Genomic DNA, 21,548 nt, shown 5'->3' with positions numbered 1-21,548 from the left:
TATTCCCATTCGGGAATTTCCTATTTTACATTCCCTATAAACCTGGCCTAATCTTCCTTAGCGTTCAATATATTTTCTTAATCCATTAAGTTCAGGTTAATCATTTTATCCGCTTTGATCAATAGCTTGTGGCTACTGCTCGATAGATTGGTAATATACACCTTTTTGCCTACTTTGTGGTACCTTTCGGTAAGCTTGTTCACCGCTTCAATGGCCGACATATCCACGATACGGCTTTCCCTGAAGTCGATGATGATTTCCTGGGGATCGTTGAGCACATCAAATTTTTCATTGAACATCTTGATGGAACCAAAGAAGAGGGGGCCGTAAATTTCGTAATGTTTAACGCCCTCTTCATCCATTCGCTTTCTGGCACGGATGCGTTTGGCATTGCCCCAGGAATATACCAAAGCCGATACTACTACCCCTATTAAAACGGCAAGGGCCAGATTGTGCAAAAATACCGTTACCAGTATTACAATGATCATGACAATGATATCCGATTTGGGATATTTGTCCAACACCTTAAAGCTAATCCACTCAAACGTTCCTATGGCCACCATGATCATTAGCCCTGTCAAGGCCGCCATGGGCACTTTCTCGATTATTCCCGCTCCGAACATGATGAAGAGCAGCAAGGTCACCGCGGCAACAATTCCAGATAGTCGCGCACGGGCACCGTTGGAAATATTGATAAGGCTCTGGCCCAACATGGCACAGCCGCCCATCCCCGAGAACAGCCCGGAGGTAATATTGGCCAACCCTTGGGCAGCGGCTTCCTTATTGGTCCGCCCCCTTGTTTCCGTAATCTCATCTATGAGCTCCAAGGTCAGCAGGCTCTCTATCAACCCCACCCCGGCCACAATGCCGGCATAGGGAAAAATGAGTTTCAGGGTTTCCCAAGTAAATGGAATTTCTGGAATATGGAACGGGGGGAACCCTCCTTTTATAGATGCGATATCCCCCACGGTTTTGGTGTCTATCCCAAAAGCTACAACAACACCAAAGACCACCAATATTGCGGCCAATGATGCCGGAACGGCCTTGGTGATCTTGGGCAATCCCCAGATGATGAGCATCGTCAAAAGCACAAGGCCCAGAATCACATATAGTTCACTGCCCGTAAGCCAATTACCGGAGACATCCTTGAACTGGTCCAATTGGGACATGAAGATGATGATGGCCAGACCGTTCACAAAACCATATACTACGGGCAAGGGTACCAAGCGCATCAAGGTCCCTAGTCTCAAAGCACCGGCAAGAATTTGGATGATACCTGCCAACACAACGGTGGCGAACACATATTCCACCCCATGACTTTTTGCCAGGACCACAATTACGACCGCGACGGCCCCGGTAGCCCCTGAAATCATTCCTGGCCTTCCGCCCAAGATGGAAGTCACCAGGCCCATAACAAAGGCGGCATATAGCCCTACTAATGGGGGCAGGCCTGCTATCATAGCGAAAGCCACTGCCTCCGGCACCAATGCAAGGGCAACGGTAAGACCTGAAAGGACTTCTGTTTTATAATTTACTTTCTGTGAAAAATCAAACAGTTTTAAATATTGCTTCATTATTGAAAATATGGTATTGGCCCTATCCGGGCATTTGAGGTTATCTAAAAACGTAGAAAATTAAATAGAAGGCAGATCCGATTAGATCCTAGGACAAAAGAATCATGGCGGGGTCGCCACTGGCAATAGATATTGATATGTTGCTCTGGGTTTGTCCATTTTAAGAAGCGACAAATATAGGGCAATAAATCCCATGCCCCAAAATTATTGCTTTTATATTCCACTTTTATAAACCCTTCTAAAAGTAAAAAATCAGTATTGATGCGGGTTTGGGCATGATGGTTGTGGGCAGTTTCATTTTATCTGCCATTGAACTATGTGGCGTCGTTTTTTAATCGGCTTAAAGGAAAGTAAGTCCAATTCTACGGTTTAAACCCTGCTCGAAAATTCGGATTAACGTTGAGAGTTGGATGTTCCCTTTTCCGTTTTCAAGTTTGGATATGTAACTTTTTTTTGTTCCCGCTTTGTCCGCTAACTCTTCCTGAGTCAATTTTGCTTCCTTACGTGCAGTTTTCAACATTTCGCTAATAATGAACATTTGTGCACCTTCTTCATATTTGTTTCGGCTTTCAGTCCCGATTTTTCCGTGTTCAAGTTCAATCAGTTCGTCAAATGTTTTTATGTTCTTATACTTTTCCATATCCGTTATTTTTTGTTGTTAAAATAATCTTGCATTAAATGTTCCGCTTTGATAATTTCTTTTTGCGGTGTTTTTTGGGTCTTTTTTTGAAATCCGTTAAAAAGAACTACCAGTTTTCCTTCGTCAAAACAGCAGAAAATCCGGTAAATGTTCGATTGATACTCAATTCGTATTTCGTAAAGCCCATTGGTTCCTGTCAAATGTTTTAAAAACTTTTCGGGAACTCGGTCAACCTGCTTAATCAACTCAAAAACATATTGAATTTTCCCTTTAACTTTTTGGTCTTGTTTTTGGTAAAATTCAATAAAGTGATTTTAATAGAAGATTATCTTTCTATTCACCCAACAATGTTATCTTAAAAGATAACATTTTCCAAATTTTGGAGAGACTATTTTGGCTGGTCAAAATGTACCACAACAATTGGATATATAACCATATCTCCCACAAGCTTAATCTAACAAATAAATTTTGTTGGATTGCTCCCTATGGTATTTTCCTATTTAAGAGCGCCTGGACGGTGGGGCTATGTTGTTATGCCACACGCAAACCTATAAACCCCATATCTTTTAAACTGAGTGCTGGCATCCGGCTTCTTTAATCAACAATCAAAAAAATTGCTGCAAATGTTTTTTAAAGTAATCGGCACTATCAGCTACACTTTTCATTGGGTGGTGTGCAAAATTCCCTCCCTGCTCCAAATAATAGAATTCGAGTCCGGATTCCATTGGATCCGGGAGTACTTCAACATAATCAATGGAACCATTTCCCAGTTCGGTGTAATCCCTTGTAACCTTATCCATATCCTTTATATGCCACATCACGTATCTCCCCGGTTGTTGGGCAATTAACTCTTTGGGAGTAAATTTAGAAGAATGCATTACCCAATACATATCCATTTGAAGTTTGACCAATGCGGGGTCTGTTTCATTTATAATGATATCAAAACCATTTTCCCCATTCTGATCCATGAATTCGAAGCCATGATTGTGATAGGCAAATCCAAGGCCTGCGGCAGTTACTTGTTCCCCTATTAGATTGAGCTTTTTGGACATCAGTTTAAAATTATCTATCGTACGCAGTTCCGGATCCAACCAGGGCCAGGTGATATATTTCATTTCCAAGGCACGGGCCCCTTTTATACACTGGTCAACAAACCGTTTTAGATCATCTTCAGGTTGCTTAAGATAGGGAGAAAATCCATAATGCCCGCTGGAAACAGTTAGTTGTAGATCATCCAGTATTTTTTTGAATTCCGAAGATTTGTAGCCGTAAAAAGTTCCTTTTTCACTATCAAACCCAAAGGTCTCGAAATCTTCATAGCCCATGGCCTTTACTTCTTTTAAAGTTGCTATGGGATCTTTGGCCATATCTTCGCGGATGGTAAAAAGTTGTAGTCCCATTTTATATGAATGCGACCTAAAGTTTGAAAAACTTGATATGGGCAACAATGCTGCCGACCCAAGGGTCACCGTTTTTTCTATAAAAGCTCTTCGGTTCATAAATTCAATTTTCTAATTTATTAAGGATCGGCATATTTTTTCATGCCCTCCCCTTCTAACCTTGGCATGTTATGGAAATTGATCCCTTCCAATGCAACCCAATTTAAGGATTTATTCCCCTATAAACTAAACTATGAAATTAAATACCTGCCTTAGCGGTAAGCAGGTATTTTTGGAACAGAATAAAATTCTTTGACAAAGACTGGATGATACCTTGGACATAAGCAGTGAAATCTATTTTTTTGCTAACTGTAAACTGCCACTGCCTACTGTGGATAACCAACGTTTATAGATACGAATCCCAATAACCACCGGGAGCAAAATTTTAACCTTCAACCAGATAAAAAGACAGTCCTGGCCCGCACAAAAACCAAGTGACCCCAATAGGCCAATTTTGTCATTTACATTATTTAGATTAAAGTCTGTACAACGGCTACTGCTGTTGCCCGTTGGTTTATTTCCCTTCCTCAGCAATATATTCCAATAGGTCGCCCGGCTGGCATTCCAATACACTACAAACCGCTTCCAAAGTGGTAAAGCGAATGGCCTTTGCCTTCCCCGTTTTTAAAATAGACAGGTTGGATAGGGTCAGACCCACTTTGTCCGACAGTTCATTGAGCGACATTTTTCGCTTTGCCATCATCACATCCAAGTTTACAATAATTGGCATAGCTTATATGGTTAGGTCATTTTCGGATTTCATATCTACGGCATTCCGCAATATTTTTTCAAGTACTGCCAATGCGATGGCCACGGTGATAGAAATAAAAATGGTTATAATACACATGGAAAGAAAACCAGCGGCATCGTCTTCTGGATTATGAAATATCACTATGGACAGTCCCGCAATCAAAATTAAAATACTCAAAAGGATGGCACAATATTTTATACTTCTTAAAGTCCTTATCGAGTTTAAGGTAAACAATTTATCCTGTGCGATATTTCCAAGTAATTTGAATGCCTTGTACAAGGCCACAAAAAAAGCGATCGACGAGACATATCCATAAAGGATGAAGGGATCCAAATAAATACTGAACAGATCCAAGTTAACCGCCCTTCCCTCGGTCAATGGAAACCGAATCAAAATAAAAAGTGCCACCATACCGATAAGCACAATGACTGCCCGAAGAAATAGTATTGAAGCTCTTTTCATATGTAGATATTTATTGTTTTTCAGCGGTCATACCTGCCCGAATACATCGTTCAGGCGGGTGTAATTCGCATATCTTTATTTGGGTTTGCCCGCCAGAATGAATCTTTCGGGCTGGCGACCAAATTTTGGTCATGCTCGTTTCATAATGGGTACGTAAATTTTCTTAGCCTACAAATATATTTAATATTTATTGATAAACAATAAATAATAAATGTTTTTAGATAAAATAAGGTATCTCACCTAGTAATTTACCAATTCAAAACTTGAATTATCAGACTATTGGGATCAGTTCCGTTTAATAGTTCAATTACTGCTTTTATTTCAGGGACAAATACCGGAAAAACCAAATTATTAGGGGGATAGGAGATTAATGCTAAGGAACTTTATTAGTCTACCAGTAAACTAACCAAATCCAACATATAACCGCTATAGCAGGATAATTGTCCACTTGAAAACATCATATTTGTGACTTGGAGAGGAAAGAGATTGGCTTCGAAACTGATCCGATAATGGTGCTTTTTGCAGATTATTATAGATTTCAATGACATTTATCATTTTCTGGCTTGATCCATAGACCTACCTTTTTCGGCTCAAAATTGCTTCTGAACATATGGATTTAATAGAGGGCATAAACGCACTGAGACTTGAAAAAAATGCCATAATTCTCGCGCACTACTACCAACGTGATGAAATACAAAAAATAGCCGATTACGTTGGTGATAGTTTGGGGCTTTCACAAAAGGCAGCGGATACCAATGCATCAATAATTGTATTTGCCGGGGTACATTTTATGGCAGAGACTGCAAAAATCCTAAATCCAACTAAAAAAGTACTGTTGCCCGACTTAAGTGCAGGCTGTTCATTGGCCGATTCCTGTCCGCCCGATTCCTTTTCTAAATTCATAAAATCGCACCCGGAGCATTTGGTCATTACTTATATTAATTGCTCTGCAGAAATTAAAGCAATGAGCGACATTGTCTGTACTTCCTCCAATGCCCTAAAAATAGTGGAGTCGGTACCAAAGGACAGACCGATTATTTTTGCGCCCGACAAAAATCTGGGTCGCTACATAAGTAAAAAAACAGGAAGGGACCTATTGCTTTGGAATGGTTCCTGTCTAGTACATGAAGCTTTTTCCGTAGATAAATTGTTGGCCCTATACAAGACCTATCCCGAATCGAAAATAATTGCCCATCCCGAATCTGAGGAGCACATCTTGGAACTTGCCACCTACATTGGCTCCACTGCCGGTATGATCAATTATGTAAAGAACCGTCCCGAGGAACAGTACATTGTGGCCACGGAAGCAGGCATATTGCACAAAATGCAACTAGAGGTCCCTAATACCGTTCTTATTCCGGCACCTGCAGAGGAAGACAATACCTGTGCCTGTAGTGAATGCGCCTTTATGAAAGTAAATACCCTTCAAAAACTATATGATTGTCTTTTAAATGAAAGACCACATATTGAAGTACAAGAGGACATAAGGTTACGCGCACTGCAACCAATTCAAAGAATGCTGGAATTATCTAAATGAAATGATACATGCAAATTATCTTGTTATAGGCTCGGGAGTTGCAGGATTGACCTACGCCGTAAAAATTGCCACAAGGTTTCCCAATAAGGCCGTAACCATAGTCACTAAGGCAGATGAACAGGAATCCAATACCAAATATGCCCAGGGCGGTGTTGCGGCAGTAATGGACTTGGAAGAAGATTCCTTTCGGAATCATATAGAAGATACTTTGTTGGCGGGAGACGGACTATGTGATGAGGCCGTAGTAAAAATGGTCATTGTGGAAGGTCCGAAACGGCTTGAGGATTTAATAACTTGGGGGGCCAGTTTTGATGTAAATGAATCCGGTAAATTGGATTTAGGACTGGAAGGTGGACATTCGGAATGCCGTGTTGTGCACCATAAGGATATTACCGGGTTGGAAGTAGAGCGGGTATTATTGCAACAAGTTCATAAATTGCCAAATATCACTGTTTTGTCCTATCATTTTGCCATGGACCTGATTACGGAACATCAACTTGGATTTTCGGATCCAAATAAAATTAGCTGCTACGGGGCTTATGTCTTGGATCAAAGGACAGGGAACATCATCGCCATTAAGGCAGATAGAACAGTATTGGCATCAGGGGGTATCGGTAAGATATACGGTCATACTACCAATCCTACGGTAGCAACCGGAGATGGTATAGCCATGGCCTATAGGGCCAAGGCCGAAATTAAGGATATGGAGTTTGTGCAATTTCACCCTACGGCCCTTTATAACAGTAAGAATGGGCGCTCATTTCTAATTTCCGAAGCGGTAAGGGGCTTCGGTGCGGTACTTCGAAATAAAAGAGGCCATAGATTTATGCCCGACTATGACGAAAGGGCGGAATTGGCATCCAGGGATATCGTATCCCAATGCATTGACGCCGAGTTGAAAAAATCAGGGGACAAAATGGTCTTCTTGGATTGCACCCACTTGGATATTGCAGATTTCAAAAATCATTTTCCAACTATTTACCAAGAATGTTTAACCCATCATATTGATATTGAAAAAGACTGGATCCCTGTTGTTCCGGCTTCGCATTACCTATGTGGCGGTATCGTTGTGGATAAGAACGGACAGACCACGGTGGCCAACCTTTTTGCCTGCGGTGAATGTTCAAGAACGGGATTGCACGGAGCCAACAGACTGGCTTCCAATTCCTTATTGGAAGCCTTGGTTTACGCACATAATATTTTTGAATACCACGCCACACATCCATTAGATCCCAATTGCACGAATATTCCCGAATGGAACGATGAGGGAACAAGTATTCCCAAAGAATATATCCTGATCCAACACAACTTGGAACGGCTGCAGCACCTTATGAGGGATTATGTGGGCATTGTTCGCAGCAATAGTCGATTGACAAAAGCTGCCCGACATCTTGATCTGATCTACAAAGAGGTGGAGGAACTTTATAAGAACACAAAAATAAACACCAGGCTCTGTGAATTGAGAAATATGGTGAACGTAGCCCATTTGATTATTCATCAATCCCTGGAACGAAAACAAAACAAGGGCGGCTATTATAATTTGGACAATGCCCAAATAAATACGGATAATCCCTTTAAGAATCTACTATGAATTATAACCAATAATATTTAATATAAGGTACTGATAATGGAAAATCAAAAGAAAAATAATCTACCATTTATTTATTCCTGTTCCGGTTGTAGCAATGTGGCCCAATTGGCAAACGATATTGCCATAAAAATCAATTCCGATGGTATCGCCGAAATGTCCTGCATAGCCGGAGTAGGTGGAAAAGTTAAATCACTTGTTAAAAAGGCCAGGTCGAACAGGCCAATAATTGTAGTTGACGGATGTCCCCTTCAATGTGCCAAAGAATGCCTGAAGAACATAGACGTCGAACCCCATGTACATATTGTCTTAACGGACCATGATCTTAAGAAAAAAAATAATGTCCGTTTAAAATTGGAAGAGAGATTGGATATTATTGAACATATTATCATGAAAATAAATAATATACAAAAAACATGCCGCCCATAAAAACGAAGTTTACGACCAAGCCCTTTACACCTATAAAAGGTGGACAACAATGTATCCGTCCCCCCTTTGATCAATGTATCCATTCCCGTTTGATCTTTGAAATAATATAATTGGATATTTAATACCATAAATGCCTGGATAGCAAAACTTCTAATGTCTCAATTCTAATATCTAACATCTAGCATCTCAATAATACTAACATCTAACTTCTATCTTCCCAAAACCTCCCTATTCACGATATTTCCTTCCACATCGTAATGTAAGAATTCAATTTGCGGTATGTTCTTTTCCCTATATACTTTTACAGCCAAAAAACCACCCTTTACCCTAAGGAACCTGTGCTCCGTGCGTTTGTCATTAGGATCCCATCCCTGGGCATGGGAGTCGCTGGATGGTCCCTGACTAAACTCCATTAGGCCTGTATCCGGATCAACCGATACATACTGCCAATGCCTGTCCCCATTGATCACGAACATTTTCTGCTCGGATAGGTATTGCCGCAACCAATCGCCCTCTGTTTTAAACGACATATTGGAATGGTTGTCCGTTTTTCCCTTGGCCCTATCCGGACCGACTATGGGGGTAGGAGAACTCAGAATCTTAAACGTGGCATCCGAGGCTTCCACCGTATTTTTAAACCACTCAATCTGCTCCTTGCCCCAAATACTTTTATCCTTTCCGTCCGGAGCCTTATTATCACTTCTGTAATCCCTACCCTCTACCATCCATATCTGAAGATCCTTTCCCCATCTAAAGGTCCTATAGGATTTATCCATGATCGGGGCCTGCTCGTTCCAGATGAGTTGCCCGTCCTCAAAACCCAGTTCCCCGAATGGGGAGGAGGTGGGCATGGCGTCGTCCTTTAACAGATCGTGATCGTCCTTTTGCAGGTACAACGGGGTATTGTTGTAGAAATTGACCAGGGAAGGCCAAGAATTAATGGCGTGCCACTTATGTCTCGCCAATGGAACGTTGTAGGCCATAGGCCCAGGTTTGTCATAATACACATAATCTCCCGTTTGGCAGTGGAACAACGGATGTAATTCCAGCATTTTATCATATATCTTAAAGCCCCTATCAGGATCGTCGTAAGACCAAAAGTATTGACAAGTGGAAGATGTAAAAAGTACAGGTACCGCCTCATTTGCCAAGGGCGCTGTGGTAAAGCCTCCCTGTATTTCGGCAATGGGCGCCTCGGGCGACTTTCTGCCCCTAATGGTCAGCGTATAGGCCGTATTGGATGTTAGTCCTGTAATCCTTTGTTTAAAGGTAAAGTCCCTATACTCCGAAACATATTCCCATGGGGTGTTGATTACGGTGTCCTTGGATCGCACTTCCAATCTTAGCTGTCCAAAAGAGCCTTCTACCGCCCCGTCCATTTCATATACCGGCATATTGTTGTCAAAGTTGATGGGGCTTCTAAAAGGAGCCCCCTTTTGTTGGTGTTTTATAGGAACAGGTTTTTTAGAACTGCACAATCTGGTCCATAGTATTGCCGAAGTAGCGGTTATTTCCCCAATCTTGAATCCGTTGGTAAAGTATACTTGCTCATTATTTTCTTGAGCCTGGATAGGACCGCATAATATTGCAAAAATTCCTAAGGAAATCAATACTCGTATTTTCATTGTGTTCAGTTTATGTTATAATTCTATATTTGATTGGGTATAGGTGGGTACTCTTATCTGTGGAGCATTTACTTAGTTTAGGATTATAGCCCTATAATTGTATTATAGGGCATACAATATATCCAATCAAATTATGCTTTATTCATAACTTTGGTCATTTTTTTTATATAGAAGTGGCCCAATCCCTTTTGGATCCTTCCAAAAACAAACTAATCCACTCCTATGCACCAAAAGTACAGACGGTAAAGCAATTGATATTATGCAATTGGCCGAAATCAGACTTCCTATCTCAACACCTCTATTAATTGATCATTGTTAATTGTTAATTGCTTATTGTTCATTGCCTATTGCAAAAATATTCTGTTTATTTTATTGTAGGTATCAATAGTTATGGGTATTTTACTATTTAAAACTTCCCATTATGAAAATAAAAAATATCCTTTCGCTTTGCATATTTGCTTTGATCATTTTTTCTTGTTCATCCACTAAAAAAATGGCAAACGACGCTCTTTTTAATGGCGCATGGGAACTAGAGTACCTTTCTGGACCCCGAATTGCCTTTAACGGGCTGTACCCTGACAAAAAACCCAAAATCACGTTCAACAAAACAACCAACTCGGTAAGCGGCAATAATAGCTGTAATGGTTATTCGGCCGATTACAGGCTGGACGGTAATGAAATTTCTTTTGGAGAACCTGGACCAACCACAATGATGTACTGCGGTGAAGGAGAAAATTTCTTTTTAAATACGATAAAAAAAATAGATAGGTATGAAATTGATACGGATGGAAAATTGAATTTGATGATCGGTGAAGTACCTATGATGCGTTTTAGAAAATTGATAGATCAAAATTAAATAAAAAATGAAAAAGCTGATTATCCTATCGTTATTGGCCGTTGGCCTTACGAATTGTAAAAACATAACAAAAGAACAAGGGACAAAGGAAGAAAAAGAAATTATGGCCACTAAAGAATCACAATCCTTATTGGCACTTGGTTGTTATTCCTATGACACCAACAATAATACTGTAAATATTGAAATTACTGGTATTCAGAATGGGGTTACCGGGAAATTAACATACACACTGGATGGAAAGGACCGTAATTCCGGAGTTTTTACAGGACATTTAAATGGCGATAAACTAATTGGGGAATACTCATTTATGTCGGAAGGTATCCAAAGTAAACGGGAGGTAGCCTTTTTGGTAAAAGCCGACCAACTTATTGAAGGCTATGGCGAATTAAATGAAGACGGAACCGCATTTGTTGACAAAAACAATATCAGCTATACTTCTGCCATGCCATTGACCAAAACGGATTGCAATAAATAAAGTGCATCTTTTTTATTTGCAAATGGTAAAGGTATTCTAGGGTAAAGCAACCCTATCTGAAAATAGCGACACTAAGCATTAAACCCAATTCCTTAAGAACGGGAAAATAATAAAGGAAATCCGATAGTAGTTTTGCCCTAATCCACTCTTTGCTTAATCTCCGCTAAGACGTACTCTTAGCGTTGTTTTTCGGTTGTTCATGACATACGCTGGAATTCGCAATTCGATACGTTTAAGGTTCTCAATTTGTCGATCCAATTCCAATGGTGCAGGGTCCAAGGAAACCACGGATACCGATATTTCAGGATGTGACAAATTTTCCAACCTCAGTTGTTTGCCGTCTTGACTCAGAATTGCCCCTCCTTTAACAATCTCAACATCGGCAACTGTAATTAGCTGCCAAGTAATCAATTGCGTTGAATCGGATGCCTCCAAGGTGTCTTCAATTAGCAATGATATTGGGCTGTCCTTAACAAATCGACGGTGCGCACTTTTTAATTGACCTTCAAAGACAGCACTAAGGTCTAGTGAAGCCTCTGGTCGATCCCCGTTCTTAAAGTCGGTAAAAATAGCTTTGCCATCAACTTTATGGTGTTGGCCGTTTACGCTCAAAGTACTATGCCCAAAATTATTTTTCGTTAATAGCGTCCAACGATCACACTCCTGACAATTATGCCAAAGATCAAAACCGGTCTCTTCGAGCGTGTGATATTTCTGATTTCCGGTATCGATAGACCAACGCACACCGTTAAGTTCAAATACGAAAGACCCTCCATCCATATTGCCATGATTAACCGTTCCACTACCCCCTTTTCCTCCAAAATAGTACTGATTGGGATCCCCAGTAGGGGATTTAAAGATTACAATTGGGTTTTCGCCATCACCTTTCCAAGCCAATGGGACTTCTTGGTCCTCTTTTTCCTTATATTGAGAAACCCATACCAGACCGGCACCGGCATTCCTCCCTAATTTTCCCATATTATCGGCGGGGGCCAAAAAACGGTCTTCCTCAAAAAAAGCCTTATTGCCCGTTTTGGAAGCAAACCAAGCCAAAGTAATATCGCCCTGTTGGCTACGCTTATCACTACAATCGGCAAAATTATAATACCAACCGGACGGAGCGTTGCAAAGCAATCTGAAATTGGCACTCTCCAAAAAGGCAGGAAATGCGGCCAATCCGAAATCAGTGCCAAATGCACTTTCGAACATAGCAGCCGTGAATACGGTAAAAGAGGTGCCATATGACCAATAGGTAGACCCTTCGGGATAAACACCATCGGGACCGTAGGCCACAAGTGCCCGAGGCATACTGTCCAAAGCCCTGCTGATGGTCTTTGCCGCCAATTCAGGATTTTTATCGGCTGTGACTATAGAGGCCGCTACCATACCACCGTGGCATACCTGATTCCAATTATTGCTGCCTCCTACCCACCATGTATTGCCTTTTTCATTGTAACTAGGTTTGATTCCTTTCTCTATAAGCGAAACTTTGGCCAGTTCAACAGTACTCGAAGGCAATGCCTCACCTGCCCAATCAATGCCGAATGCAACGGCCATCGACATTTCTGCCACATCGAGGTAATGTGATGGATTCCAGTCCGAAAAATTGCACACGGCTTTTAGTTCCTCATCTATCCGAGCTAAAATAACCGGATCCTTTTCAATGCGATAGACCATTCCCAAAATATTCATACGATACAACATTTCCCGTGATACATCAAGCAACCTTCGGCCTTCCAACTCCCTCATCAACAGTGGTTCTTTTTGAATCTCAACGGCATTGGCCTGTATTGCCTTGTACAGATTCCGGACAACGGGATCTGTTTTCAGTCGCTTTATGAGATTTTTTTCAATTTTAGGGTTTAAGACCAGCTTTGGTCCTGCCTTTTTTAGCTTTTTTTGAAGATATTGTACACTTATAGGATTCTGAAGCTTCGGGAGATTACTATTAGTCCCCTCTTGGGCCCTTGTAATCTGGACAGTTAATAAACATATTAGTGGTAAGGACAATAACAACCTTTGGACTTTTCTGAATGGCATTTGGAATTGGTTTAAGTATTAATGAAATCGTTCAGATATTTAAAAAACATAGCCATCAACTTTGGATGGCCATGTCTCATTAAATTAATGTCTATTACCACCCAGGATTTTGACCTAGGTCGGGATTTTGCGCTATTTCCGAAAGTGGAATTGGCCACAAATAGTGTTTGTTCTCGTCAAACTGCGGGGTAGCCCATGCTGAACCCCCAAACGGATCTATATAGGTTTTTCCCGAAATGGGATCTACGGCCGTTTTTACCGTAGCTCCAACATAGCGTGCCTCGGCCGCTGCATCCCACAACATACCAAAATCTTTCTTCTGCAATTTTGCCCCTTGTTTCCATCGGCGAAGGTCGTCATAACGAAAACCTTCCATAAACAACTCAATGCGTCGCTCCCTTCTGATCTCAGCAATCAATGGGGATATTCCGTCATCTGTATACCGGGGATCAACCGGCACATTGGCCATATCAAGGTGTGGCATGGCCACACGATCCCGTAAGGCATTGATCGTCATATCCAAATCGTCTTGGGTAATGGTGCCCAATTCGGCCACTGCTTCCGCATAATTGAGCAAGGCCTCACCCAAACGCAAAGTAATGGCCGGAGTCCATGAAGTATTGTACGATCTGTAAGCTGCCTCAACATCATAAACTTTAATGATATGATAGCCCGTTGCACTTTTTTCTCCACCTACCATACCGGTTACGCGAGGATAGGTAAAATCTCCACTATTGCCGAAGTTATAGTATTCCCGGTCATCTGGGTGCAGAATTGTTTGTCGAAGACGCGGATCCCGGTTTTCGAAAACATCTTCAATTTGGCCATCTCCTGCATATAGTCCGGATAGGGTGATAGGCAGTCCATCAGTGCACAGATAATCTTCGACCATACTTTTGGTTGCTCCACCGTTATATCCTCTCCAATAGGACATTACGTGATTGGTATACTGTCCTGGATCGTATTTCCTCCATAAAATAACCTCAGGATTGCCATCAAGGTCCAATTGCCGGTGATAGGCATTATAATCATGTTCAGGATCTCCTGTGCTATATAGTGAATAAGGGCTATTTTCTATTAGCTCTTTTGCCGCATTGGCCGCCTCGGTAAGCCACATTTCACTATTACTGCCACCGTGGTATTTTTGCCATGTACCCTCAAATAGACATATTCTTGATTTGATCAATAAAGCGGCCCACCGATTCAATCGCCCATGATTGCCCCCATCGCCCCAAGCCTCTGGTAGGTTTTGGGAAGCAAAATTCAAATCTGCCAAAACATTCAACATAACTTCATTGCGCGGGGTTCTGGCACTGAACAATTCTTCCGAATCCGTAGAAAGTTCTTCATCCATCCAAGTGATGTCCCCAAATTTCGAAACCTTATCGGCATAGAACCAACCTCTAAAAAGACGTGCTTCAGCCCTATATTTATCTTTAATTTCTTCAGAAACATTGGCAAGGTCATAGTGCTGAAGGCCAATATTCAAAGAGCGTACGAAATTCCATCCGCGATAACCGTACTGTTGGGAACCATCGGGAACCGTATAAATGCCGGCCCGTAAATTTCTATAACGATCATGTCGGTTATGCTGGGCCGTAATGTTATCGGAGGCTTCATCCAAATACCAAATACTGGTATTGTTGCTTTCAAACCCTTCTTGATGGCCCATCATGATCGGGATATCGGAATCGATCCGCGCTAGGTGATAAAAATTGTTATTGTACACCTGTAAATCGCTTTCAGTAGACCAGAAGGTGGCATCGCTAACTCCATCTAACGGCAATCTTTCCAGAAAATCATCGTTGCAGCCAAACAAAAGGAGTATCGTCGAAAACCGCATTATATCTTTAATTCTATTAGTTCTCATAGTATATATTTTTTAAATTAAAATGATGCGTTGACTCCAAACGTAAAGATTCGCTGTAAATAATATTCTTGGGTTACCGTAAACACCGATTCAGGATCAAGAGGTTTGTGCATTTTAGTATACTCCCAAAGGTTCTGGCCAGATAGGTATAGCTGAAATTTATCCATACCCAGATTTTCAAGGACATTGTTGGGCAGATTATAACTAAGCGTAACGTTTTTAAGACGAATATAGGCCGCGTCCTGTACATAACGGGACTGGGGTACAATATTACGCTTGTTGGAGGTTCCGACCAGTGGTGCAGCAAAATAGGCATCCCGATTATCGGGACTCCATGATTCCGTTAAGTAATACTTTTCCGTTACCCCCGAATTATTAGGGTAAAAGGCATTCCAATTGCCGTTTCCGGGAAGGTAGTCCCTAAATAAACCTTGAAAAAAGAGATCCAAAGACCAATTTTTGTATTTAACATCAGGGTTGATCCCAAAGGAATATCGCGGAGTTGTATTCCCTATGATCCTGCGATCTCCAGGATCGCTTAAGGTATTACTTCCACTATCTATTTTATCATCACCATTAAGGTCGGCATACTGCATGTCCCCGACCAGGAAGTTCGGATCTATGAACGATTGGTCCGGTGCTGCATCCAACTGGGCCTGGTCCTGAAAAATTCCCACCGTTTCATATCCCCAGATATCGCCTATCTTCTGTCCTACATAATATTCAGATAATGCCCCAGAAGGATTAATATATTTGGTGATTTCCGATTGACTGTCGGCCAGGGCAAGGTTTAAGCCCCATCGGCCATGCTCACCAAAGGTATCGCGCCATGTAACGGAAAGCTCCCAACCTTTGGTCCTCAAATCGGCTGCATTTGTTGCAGGTGCGTTGGTTCCTAAAAGTCCGGGGTAGCTTACGGACATCAGCATGTCCTCGGTATCACGTGTATAATAATCCGCCGTAATGGCCAGCTTATTTTTAAATAGCGCCAAATCAAGTCCAATGTTCTTGGAGACGACAGTTTCCCAAGTTAAACTTGGACTGACCAGACCTCCAGGACCTACATAGGGAGTTCTGCCCGAACCTAGAATATATGCGGAAGTGCCCGAATTCAGGCTTGAGATATAAGGGTAAAATATGTCATTCCCATTACTGTCCTCTACCGATTGATTCCCCAAAGTACCCCAAGAGCCACGTATCTTAAACTGATCCAACCAACCGCTGGCACCACTCATAAAAGACTCTTCAGAGATGTTCCAACCCGCAGAAAAAGAGGGGAAAAATCCAAATCTATCATCCGTAGGAAAACGCGAAGTACCGTCATAACGACCATTGGCCTCAAAAAGGTATCGATCCTTATAAATATAGTTTAAACGATAAAAACCACCTCTCAACGAAATTGCCGTTTCGTTTCCATTTGTTGTCTGTGCACCCGTAGTGGCTTTAATATTTGTAATGGCAGGGGTTATCAAGGTTTGTGCCCGTGCAGAAAAATAGCGCTTATGTCCCCATTCTTGGTTAAAACCGATCATGGCTTTTAAGAAGTGGTCTTTATCTGCACGATCAGCATTGAACTCGTATTCCGCAAAAGCATTAAAAACATAATATTCATTGCGATCATTGGATTCTTGAATATAGTCATTTCCACTAAGGCCATTGGTAATAATAGGATCTGCATTTAGGTCTGTATCTATTATTTCAATTTTACTTGCAACCTCCTTATCGTTTCTGTTAGACGTATTGTATGAGAAATCACTTCTGATTTTTAGGCCGGGGAGAGGGTCTAAAGTAATCCCTTGTGTTAACCAAGTATCGCCGGTTACAAAAGTATCGCGCCCACCGTCTTCCAAATAAGGCAGAAATATGGTGCCTCCAAAGTATTTACCAATGTAAGGCTCATAAACTGCATGATCCCCAGGTGTAAGATAATACGGTAAATCGGGAAATTCTACGGGTGTAATGGCATTTACCCTGGCAACGGAATTGATGTTGACATCCCAATTGTAAAAATGCGGTTTGTCACTATTTTGGGCATTAAACACAATTTTTGAATCCAAGCTGAGCCAATCATTTACTTTGTAGTCCGTTTTCATCAATACGTTATAACGTTTGAACTTCTCATTTTTTTCGCTATTGTTAATGTATCCGTCTTTATTGAGATACCCGAACGACACATAATAGGATGCCTTTTCGGTAGCCCCGCTTATGCTAAAATCATAGGTCTGTTGGGGTGCGAAATCGGCAATGGCCCTGTTGTTATAATCATTGTAACCATAAAAACGAAGATTTCCGTTTACCACACCCCACTCATTTGCCGCTATGGGGTTTTCAGAATACCTTTTTGTACCGGTTACATAATCCTCATCATATCTTGGTTGTCCACTGGTACGAATTTGCGCCTCGTTAAGATAGTTTACCAAATCATATGGATCGGTTACGGGATCTATATTAAATATAGGCTTTGCGTAGGATTGCTGTGTACTAAAATTGATAGTAGTCTTGCCGACCCTACCCTTTTTCGTTTCTACCAAGATAACCCCAAAAGCACCCCTTGCACCATAGACAGCGGCAGCCGAAGCATCTTTAAGTACTGAAACACTTTTGATATCATTTGGATTGATACGTTCAAGGTCCATGGGTACTCCATCTACCAATATTAAAGGGCTTCCCCCATTTATAGAAGTAAAACCTCTAATATTAAATTCGGCGGATTCGCTCGGATCCCCGTTTCTGATAGAAATGTTAAGGTTGGGGACTACCCCCTGTAACCCCTGTCCTGCCGAAGTAATAGGCCTATTCTCTAGACGTTCGGCATCGGCAATACCTACAGAACCGGTCAGGTTCTTCTTTTTCTGGGTACCATAACCTACAACAACAACTTCCTCCAGCTGTCCGGCATCAATAGAAAGGGTTGCATTAACAGTGGATTTTCCTCCGATGGCCACTTCAGTTGTTTTGTAACCTACATAGCTAAAAACTAAAATACCTTGGGAAGGCGCCTCTATACTATAATTACCATCAAAATCTGTTACTGCACCCGTGGATGTTCCTTTTACGACTACACTGGCCCCAGGTAACGGAAGACCGTCCTCGTCCAAAACCTTGCCTTGTACAATCGATTGTATTTTCTCCATAAAAGAAAATGGTTCATCTATTCCTGCATACGCAAATGCTGGTGGTATGCCCATAGAAAACAGCATTACAGGCAATAAAAAGCCCTTAGCTTTTGGGATCAATTTTTGTAAGCGATTTTTCATCATAATAAATAAATTAAGTTAGTTGAGATACTGATAGTTGAGATAAACCTGTTAATTTTGCAACTACAAATCTTGGACAACCCATTGCAAGGGTAAATATCATATCCTAAAAATATTAAGACCTTTTTTATTTAAATTTTAAAATTACTTGCATAGAGTTATTGATTTCTTGCAAAATAGAGTTCAAAATTATGTATTAACAATTATTTAACTTTTCTAATATAGGAATAGATTTAATAAAAAAAAAGAAATTTCCTTCTTTTATTAACATAATCTCCCATAACATAAAAATTAGGCTACAAAATACACTATGTTCATAATTTGCCTTTAAGAGTAATGGCAAGGGGTTTAGCATGTTAAACTATTAGTGCCATAGGATTTATTAGGATATATACGGAATAAATTAGACCATATTATGATAGTAAAAACAATCTGGCATGAAGTTGGGTAATTTTCCCACCCACCATTTGCAAATAGTAATTTGAACAATATTTTAACAAATCGCTGGGCAATTGGGACAAAAAAATAAATGCCCTGGTTAACCTGTTTACTATTTTAAATTTAAAATACTATTTTAGGTGCTTCAAACTATAATTCATTTTATGAACGCCAAATACAACAAAAATCTTTTTATCATTTTCCTAATCATTGGTATAGGTCTTAGCTCTAGTGAATGTGGAGCACAAAAGAACATGAAGTGGAAACGGTTGTTCAACGGAAAGGATCTAAATGACTGGCAATTAAAAATAAGGTACCATAAATTGAACGATAATTTTGGCAATACATTTCAGGTCAAGGACGGAAATATTCAGGTAAGATATGATGACTATACCAAATTTGACGAACAATTTGGACATCTGTTTTATAAGGAGCCATTTTCTTCCTATTTAATAGGCGTTGAATATAGATTTGTTGGCGATCAAGTTAAGGGAGGACCGGGGTGGGCCTTTAGGAACAGTGGCATAATGGTTCACGGTCAGGATCCAGCGACCATGACATTGGACCAGGATTTCCCAAATTCCATTGAGGTACAGTTATTGGGAGGAAATGGCAGGGACGAACGTTCTACGGCCAATTTATGCACCCCCGGCACCCAGTTCGAAATGAAAGGCAAAATAGTAAAACAACATTGCACCAATTCCACTTCCAAAACTTACCACGGTAATCAATGGGTAAGGGCGGAAGTCCTTGTCCTAAGGGACTCCCTAATTGTCCATTATGTAAATGGGGAAGAAGTTATGCGATACAACAAACCCCAACTAGACCCCATAAAGGGATCGGAACAAGGCAAATTTCTAAAGTCCGGAAGCATTTCCCTACAAAGCGAGAGTCACCCGGTAGACTTCCGAAAAGTAGAAATCATTGATTTGGAAAAGTTTGCGGACAAACCTAAGAAATTGGAAAAAATTCTTGCCAAACTAAGGGCAGAAAAGAGGGTTCCCGTTCAGTAATATTGACGAAACTCAACTACACAACAAAATTACAAACCTATCGGCCAAGACAGGGGCTTTGAAACAGGATGAAATTCCTTGATAAGGACTGGATGGTAAGTTGGCTGTATGCAGTATGCAGTATGCAAAAAAACACTGCCCACTGCCACTGCTAACCGTGGACTCCCCCATTAATAGAAACCAATCCTGACAACCATAGGATACAGGCAGGCTTGCCCGCTCTCTTTCCTCAGGGGAAACATTTTGATAGTTAACCTAATTATTACGACCGATTACATAAATTACAGATCGGAAATTACTACAAATGTAAATAATGAGTACATTTGATAAAAACAAATCTTATGGCAAAGAGTCAAGATGCAAAGAAAAATGTAAAAAAGGAACCCGTTTTATCCGCCAAGGAAAAGAAAGCGGCAAAAAGGGACAAGAAAGCCAAAAAATCCTAGTGTGGGGTCAACGCTCCTGTGTAGTTTAAGTCGCCGATATTTTTTAACTGGCCAAGGCAAAAAAAATGTTGCATAGCCATAGCTACGGAACTGTTTTTTTTTAACGAAGCCCAAGTGAAAAAGAACAAGATTTGGGATGTTAAATTAGGTTTGAAAGGACACTGAGGTAGAAAGTATTTATCCCCTAACACCCCTGTTTCTGGACCATTTTTAAAATTCCTGCCCTACATTAAAATTCGTAAACGAAGTTGTCGGGTACTTATTCAAAACAAAACCACCCTGTACAGAATTTCTTATCTTCAAAATACAGTATCCCTGAACAGTACATGACAAAAACCGATTAGAGCATAAAAATGCGTCATTGCGAACAAAGTGAAGCAATCTGCCCAATGGGCGACAGATCGCTTCGAACCTCGCGATGACGAAAAACTATTTTTTGTCATGTTCTAAAGACTCCCTTATATTTATTTACCTTAAAATAGGATTATTTTAACCTCCTTTATATTTTAAGTAAGTATTTATTTACATTTCATCGAATATTTGGACCAATAAAAGTTTTTATAGAATATTGATCAAATTATTTCGGAACCTTTGGAAAACAAAACCTCCGTAAAATGAAAAAATATTACTTTTTGTTCCTAGTATCAATCTCATTATTAATTACTAGTTGTGGGAAAGATGACCCCTCCTCTAACGATCCCTCTACGAGTGTTAAGGTGTATCCCTTGAGCTCTGTTTCCAATTCAAAAATCTCGGGAAAGGTAAGCTTTACAAAAAACGAAGATGGGTCAACCACCATTCTTTTGGAGATAAATGGTGCTTCCAAGGACATACATCCGGCATTTATTTATTTTAACGATGTGGCAACCGGTGGTGAAGTGGCCATTACCTTAGCGCCCATTGACTGTGATTGCGAATCCAGTAGTACCATTGTAACTACCCTGGACGATGGAACACCTATTACCTACGAACAACTTTTAAAATTTGAAGGCCATATTAAGATCCATCAAAATGAGGAACACTTGGAGATAATTATTACCCAAGGTAATATCGGTGCACTTGCCAATTAAACTATAAATCCTTTGCACAATTATATCAACCCCAACTA

General features: G+C 40.7%; 17 protein-coding genes. 7 read left to right on the top strand and 10 right to left on the bottom strand.

The features are described 5' to 3' along the window. Nucleotides 1-77: 77 nt before the first annotated feature. The 6 genes from D0S24_RS04000 to D0S24_RS03975 all read right to left on the bottom strand — a co-directional run bounded on the left by D0S24_RS04000 (nt 78) and on the right by D0S24_RS03975 (nt 4,866). Nucleotides 78-1,574 carry a SulP family inorganic anion transporter gene (locus D0S24_RS04000; RefSeq protein WP_117018521.1) on the bottom strand — a complete coding sequence of 499 codons (1,497 nt, stop codon included), beginning with the start codon at nt 1,572-1,574 and terminating at the stop codon, nt 78-80. Nucleotides 1,575-1,914: 340 nt separating this feature from the next. Continuing rightward, complete coding sequence (locus tag D0S24_RS03995) at nt 1,915-2,214, bottom strand: helix-turn-helix domain-containing protein (protein ID WP_117018520.1); 300 nt, start codon at nt 2,212-2,214, stop codon at nt 1,915-1,917. Nucleotides 2,215-2,219: 5 nt separating this feature from the next. Continuing rightward, nucleotides 2,220-2,519, bottom strand: coding sequence for a type II toxin-antitoxin system RelE/ParE family toxin (locus D0S24_RS03990; protein WP_220377728.1), 300 nt, complete (start codon nt 2,517-2,519; stop codon nt 2,220-2,222). A gap of 300 nt (nt 2,520-2,819) precedes the next feature. Continuing rightward, the gene (locus D0S24_RS03985; protein WP_181938020.1) at nt 2,820-3,713 is read right to left on the bottom strand and encodes a sugar phosphate isomerase/epimerase; all 894 of its coding nucleotides are present in this window, start codon (nt 3,711-3,713) and stop codon (nt 2,820-2,822) included. A gap of 454 nt (nt 3,714-4,167) precedes the next feature. Continuing rightward, nucleotides 4,168-4,383: a helix-turn-helix transcriptional regulator gene (locus tag D0S24_RS03980; RefSeq protein WP_117018519.1), complete on the bottom strand. Its 216-nt coding sequence runs from the start codon at nt 4,381-4,383 to the stop codon at nt 4,168-4,170. 3 nt (nt 4,384-4,386) lie between these two features. Then, nucleotides 4,387-4,866, bottom strand: a complete 480-nt coding sequence (locus D0S24_RS03975) for a DUF2975 domain-containing protein (protein WP_117018518.1) — start codon at nt 4,864-4,866, stop codon at nt 4,387-4,389. 610 nt (nt 4,867-5,476) lie between these two features. Between D0S24_RS03975 and nadA the strand changes: the two genes are divergently transcribed. From nadA to D0S24_RS03960, 3 genes are read left to right on the top strand one after another with little or no spacing between them, the layout of a single operon-like run. After that, nucleotides 5,477-6,403, top strand: coding sequence for a quinolinate synthase NadA (gene nadA / locus D0S24_RS03970; RefSeq protein ID WP_117018517.1), 927 nt, complete (start codon nt 5,477-5,479; stop codon nt 6,401-6,403). A gap of 1 nt (nt 6,404) precedes the next feature. Next, nucleotides 6,405-7,994: an L-aspartate oxidase gene (gene nadB / locus D0S24_RS03965; protein ID WP_117018516.1), complete on the top strand. Its 1,590-nt coding sequence runs from the start codon at nt 6,405-6,407 to the stop codon at nt 7,992-7,994. Nucleotides 7,995-8,030: 36 nt separating this feature from the next. Continuing rightward, the gene (locus D0S24_RS03960) at nt 8,031-8,420 is read left to right on the top strand and encodes a putative zinc-binding protein (RefSeq protein WP_117018515.1); all 390 of its coding nucleotides are present in this window, start codon (nt 8,031-8,033) and stop codon (nt 8,418-8,420) included. A gap of 209 nt (nt 8,421-8,629) precedes the next feature. On the opposite strand, the gene D0S24_RS03955 is transcribed toward D0S24_RS03960, so the two are convergent. Beyond that, on the bottom strand, nt 8,630-10,045 hold the full coding sequence (locus D0S24_RS03955) for an alkaline phosphatase (protein WP_117018514.1): 1,416 nt from the start codon (nt 10,043-10,045) through the stop codon (nt 8,630-8,632). A gap of 421 nt (nt 10,046-10,466) precedes the next feature. Here D0S24_RS03955 and D0S24_RS03950 point away from each other — a divergent pair, with 421 nt between their 5' ends. Together D0S24_RS03950 and D0S24_RS03945 are read left to right on the top strand one after the other, a co-directional pair. Then, nucleotides 10,467-10,901 (top strand): META domain-containing protein, encoded by a 435-nt coding sequence (locus tag D0S24_RS03950; RefSeq protein ID WP_117018513.1) that lies wholly within the window; start codon nt 10,467-10,469, stop codon nt 10,899-10,901. A 7-nt stretch (nt 10,902-10,908) separates the two neighbouring features. After that, nucleotides 10,909-11,376, top strand: a complete 468-nt coding sequence (locus D0S24_RS03945) for a hypothetical protein (protein WP_117018512.1) — start codon at nt 10,909-10,911, stop codon at nt 11,374-11,376. Nucleotides 11,377-11,529: 153 nt separating this feature from the next. On the opposite strand, the gene D0S24_RS03940 is transcribed toward D0S24_RS03945, so the two are convergent. The 3 genes from D0S24_RS03940 to D0S24_RS03930 form a co-directional block, all read right to left on the bottom strand. After that, nucleotides 11,530-13,416, bottom strand: coding sequence for a heparinase II/III family protein (locus D0S24_RS03940; protein ID WP_117018511.1), 1,887 nt, complete (start codon nt 13,414-13,416; stop codon nt 11,530-11,532). A gap of 94 nt (nt 13,417-13,510) precedes the next feature. Beyond that, nucleotides 13,511-15,286, bottom strand: coding sequence for a RagB/SusD family nutrient uptake outer membrane protein (locus D0S24_RS03935; protein ID WP_117018510.1), 1,776 nt, complete (start codon nt 15,284-15,286; stop codon nt 13,511-13,513). Nucleotides 15,287-15,303: 17 nt separating this feature from the next. Next, nucleotides 15,304-18,546, bottom strand: a complete 3,243-nt coding sequence (locus D0S24_RS03930) for a TonB-dependent receptor (RefSeq protein ID WP_220377723.1) — start codon at nt 18,544-18,546, stop codon at nt 15,304-15,306. Between the two features lie 599 nt (nt 18,547-19,145). On the opposite strand from D0S24_RS03930, the gene D0S24_RS03925 reads away from it, so the two are divergent. Both D0S24_RS03925 and D0S24_RS03920 read left to right on the top strand, forming a co-directional pair. Continuing rightward, entirely contained in the window at nt 19,146-19,994 is an 849-nt protein-coding gene (locus D0S24_RS03925; RefSeq protein WP_117018509.1) for a DUF1080 domain-containing protein, read from the top strand. A 1,060-nt stretch (nt 19,995-21,054) separates the two neighbouring features. Further along, the gene (locus tag D0S24_RS03920; protein ID WP_117018508.1) at nt 21,055-21,510 is read left to right on the top strand and encodes a hypothetical protein; all 456 of its coding nucleotides are present in this window, start codon (nt 21,055-21,057) and stop codon (nt 21,508-21,510) included. The last annotated feature ends 38 nt before the right edge of the window (nt 21,511-21,548 follow it).

The sequence above is a fragment of the Arenibacter sp. P308M17 genome (assembly GCF_003426735.1).
GTDB lineage: Bacteria > Bacteroidota > Bacteroidia > Flavobacteriales > Flavobacteriaceae > Arenibacter.
Note: the sequence above shows the minus strand (reverse complement) of the source record. Positions and strands in the feature narration are given on the sequence as shown.

Bases quoted from the DNA above. Each gene is read 5' to 3' on its own strand.
- D0S24_RS03920 (WP_117018508.1), top strand. From the start codon at position 21,055: ATGAAAAAATATTACTTTTTGTTCCTAGTATCAATCTCATTATTAATT.
- nadA (WP_117018517.1), top strand. From the start codon at position 5,477: ATGGATTTAATAGAGGGCATAAACGCACTGAGACTTGAAAAAAATGCC.
- D0S24_RS03975 (WP_117018518.1), bottom strand. From the start codon at position 4,866: ATGAAAAGAGCTTCAATACTATTTCTTCGGGCAGTCATTGTGCTTATC.
- D0S24_RS03945 (WP_117018512.1), top strand. From the start codon at position 10,909: ATGAAAAAGCTGATTATCCTATCGTTATTGGCCGTTGGCCTTACGAAT.
- D0S24_RS03930 (WP_220377723.1), bottom strand. From the start codon at position 18,546: ATGATGAAAAATCGCTTACAAAAATTGATCCCAAAAGCTAAGGGCTTT.
- D0S24_RS03985 (WP_181938020.1), bottom strand. From the start codon at position 3,713: ATGAACCGAAGAGCTTTTATAGAAAAAACGGTGACCCTTGGGTCGGCA.
- D0S24_RS03980 (WP_117018519.1), bottom strand. From the start codon at position 4,383: ATGCCAATTATTGTAAACTTGGATGTGATGATGGCAAAGCGAAAAATG.
- D0S24_RS04000 (WP_117018521.1), bottom strand. From the start codon at position 1,574: ATGAAGCAATATTTAAAACTGTTTGATTTTTCACAGAAAGTAAATTAT.
- nadB (WP_117018516.1), top strand. From the start codon at position 6,405: ATGATACATGCAAATTATCTTGTTATAGGCTCGGGAGTTGCAGGATTG.
- D0S24_RS03960 (WP_117018515.1), top strand. From the start codon at position 8,031: ATGGAAAATCAAAAGAAAAATAATCTACCATTTATTTATTCCTGTTCC.
- D0S24_RS03935 (WP_117018510.1), bottom strand. From the start codon at position 15,286: ATGAGAACTAATAGAATTAAAGATATAATGCGGTTTTCGACGATACTC.
- D0S24_RS03995 (WP_117018520.1), bottom strand. From the start codon at position 2,214: ATGGAAAAGTATAAGAACATAAAAACATTTGACGAACTGATTGAACTT.
- D0S24_RS03925 (WP_117018509.1), top strand. From the start codon at position 19,146: ATGAACGCCAAATACAACAAAAATCTTTTTATCATTTTCCTAATCATT.
- D0S24_RS03940 (WP_117018511.1), bottom strand. From the start codon at position 13,416: ATGCCATTCAGAAAAGTCCAAAGGTTGTTATTGTCCTTACCACTAATA.
- D0S24_RS03950 (WP_117018513.1), top strand. From the start codon at position 10,467: ATGAAAATAAAAAATATCCTTTCGCTTTGCATATTTGCTTTGATCATT.
- D0S24_RS03955 (WP_117018514.1), bottom strand. From the start codon at position 10,045: ATGAAAATACGAGTATTGATTTCCTTAGGAATTTTTGCAATATTATGC.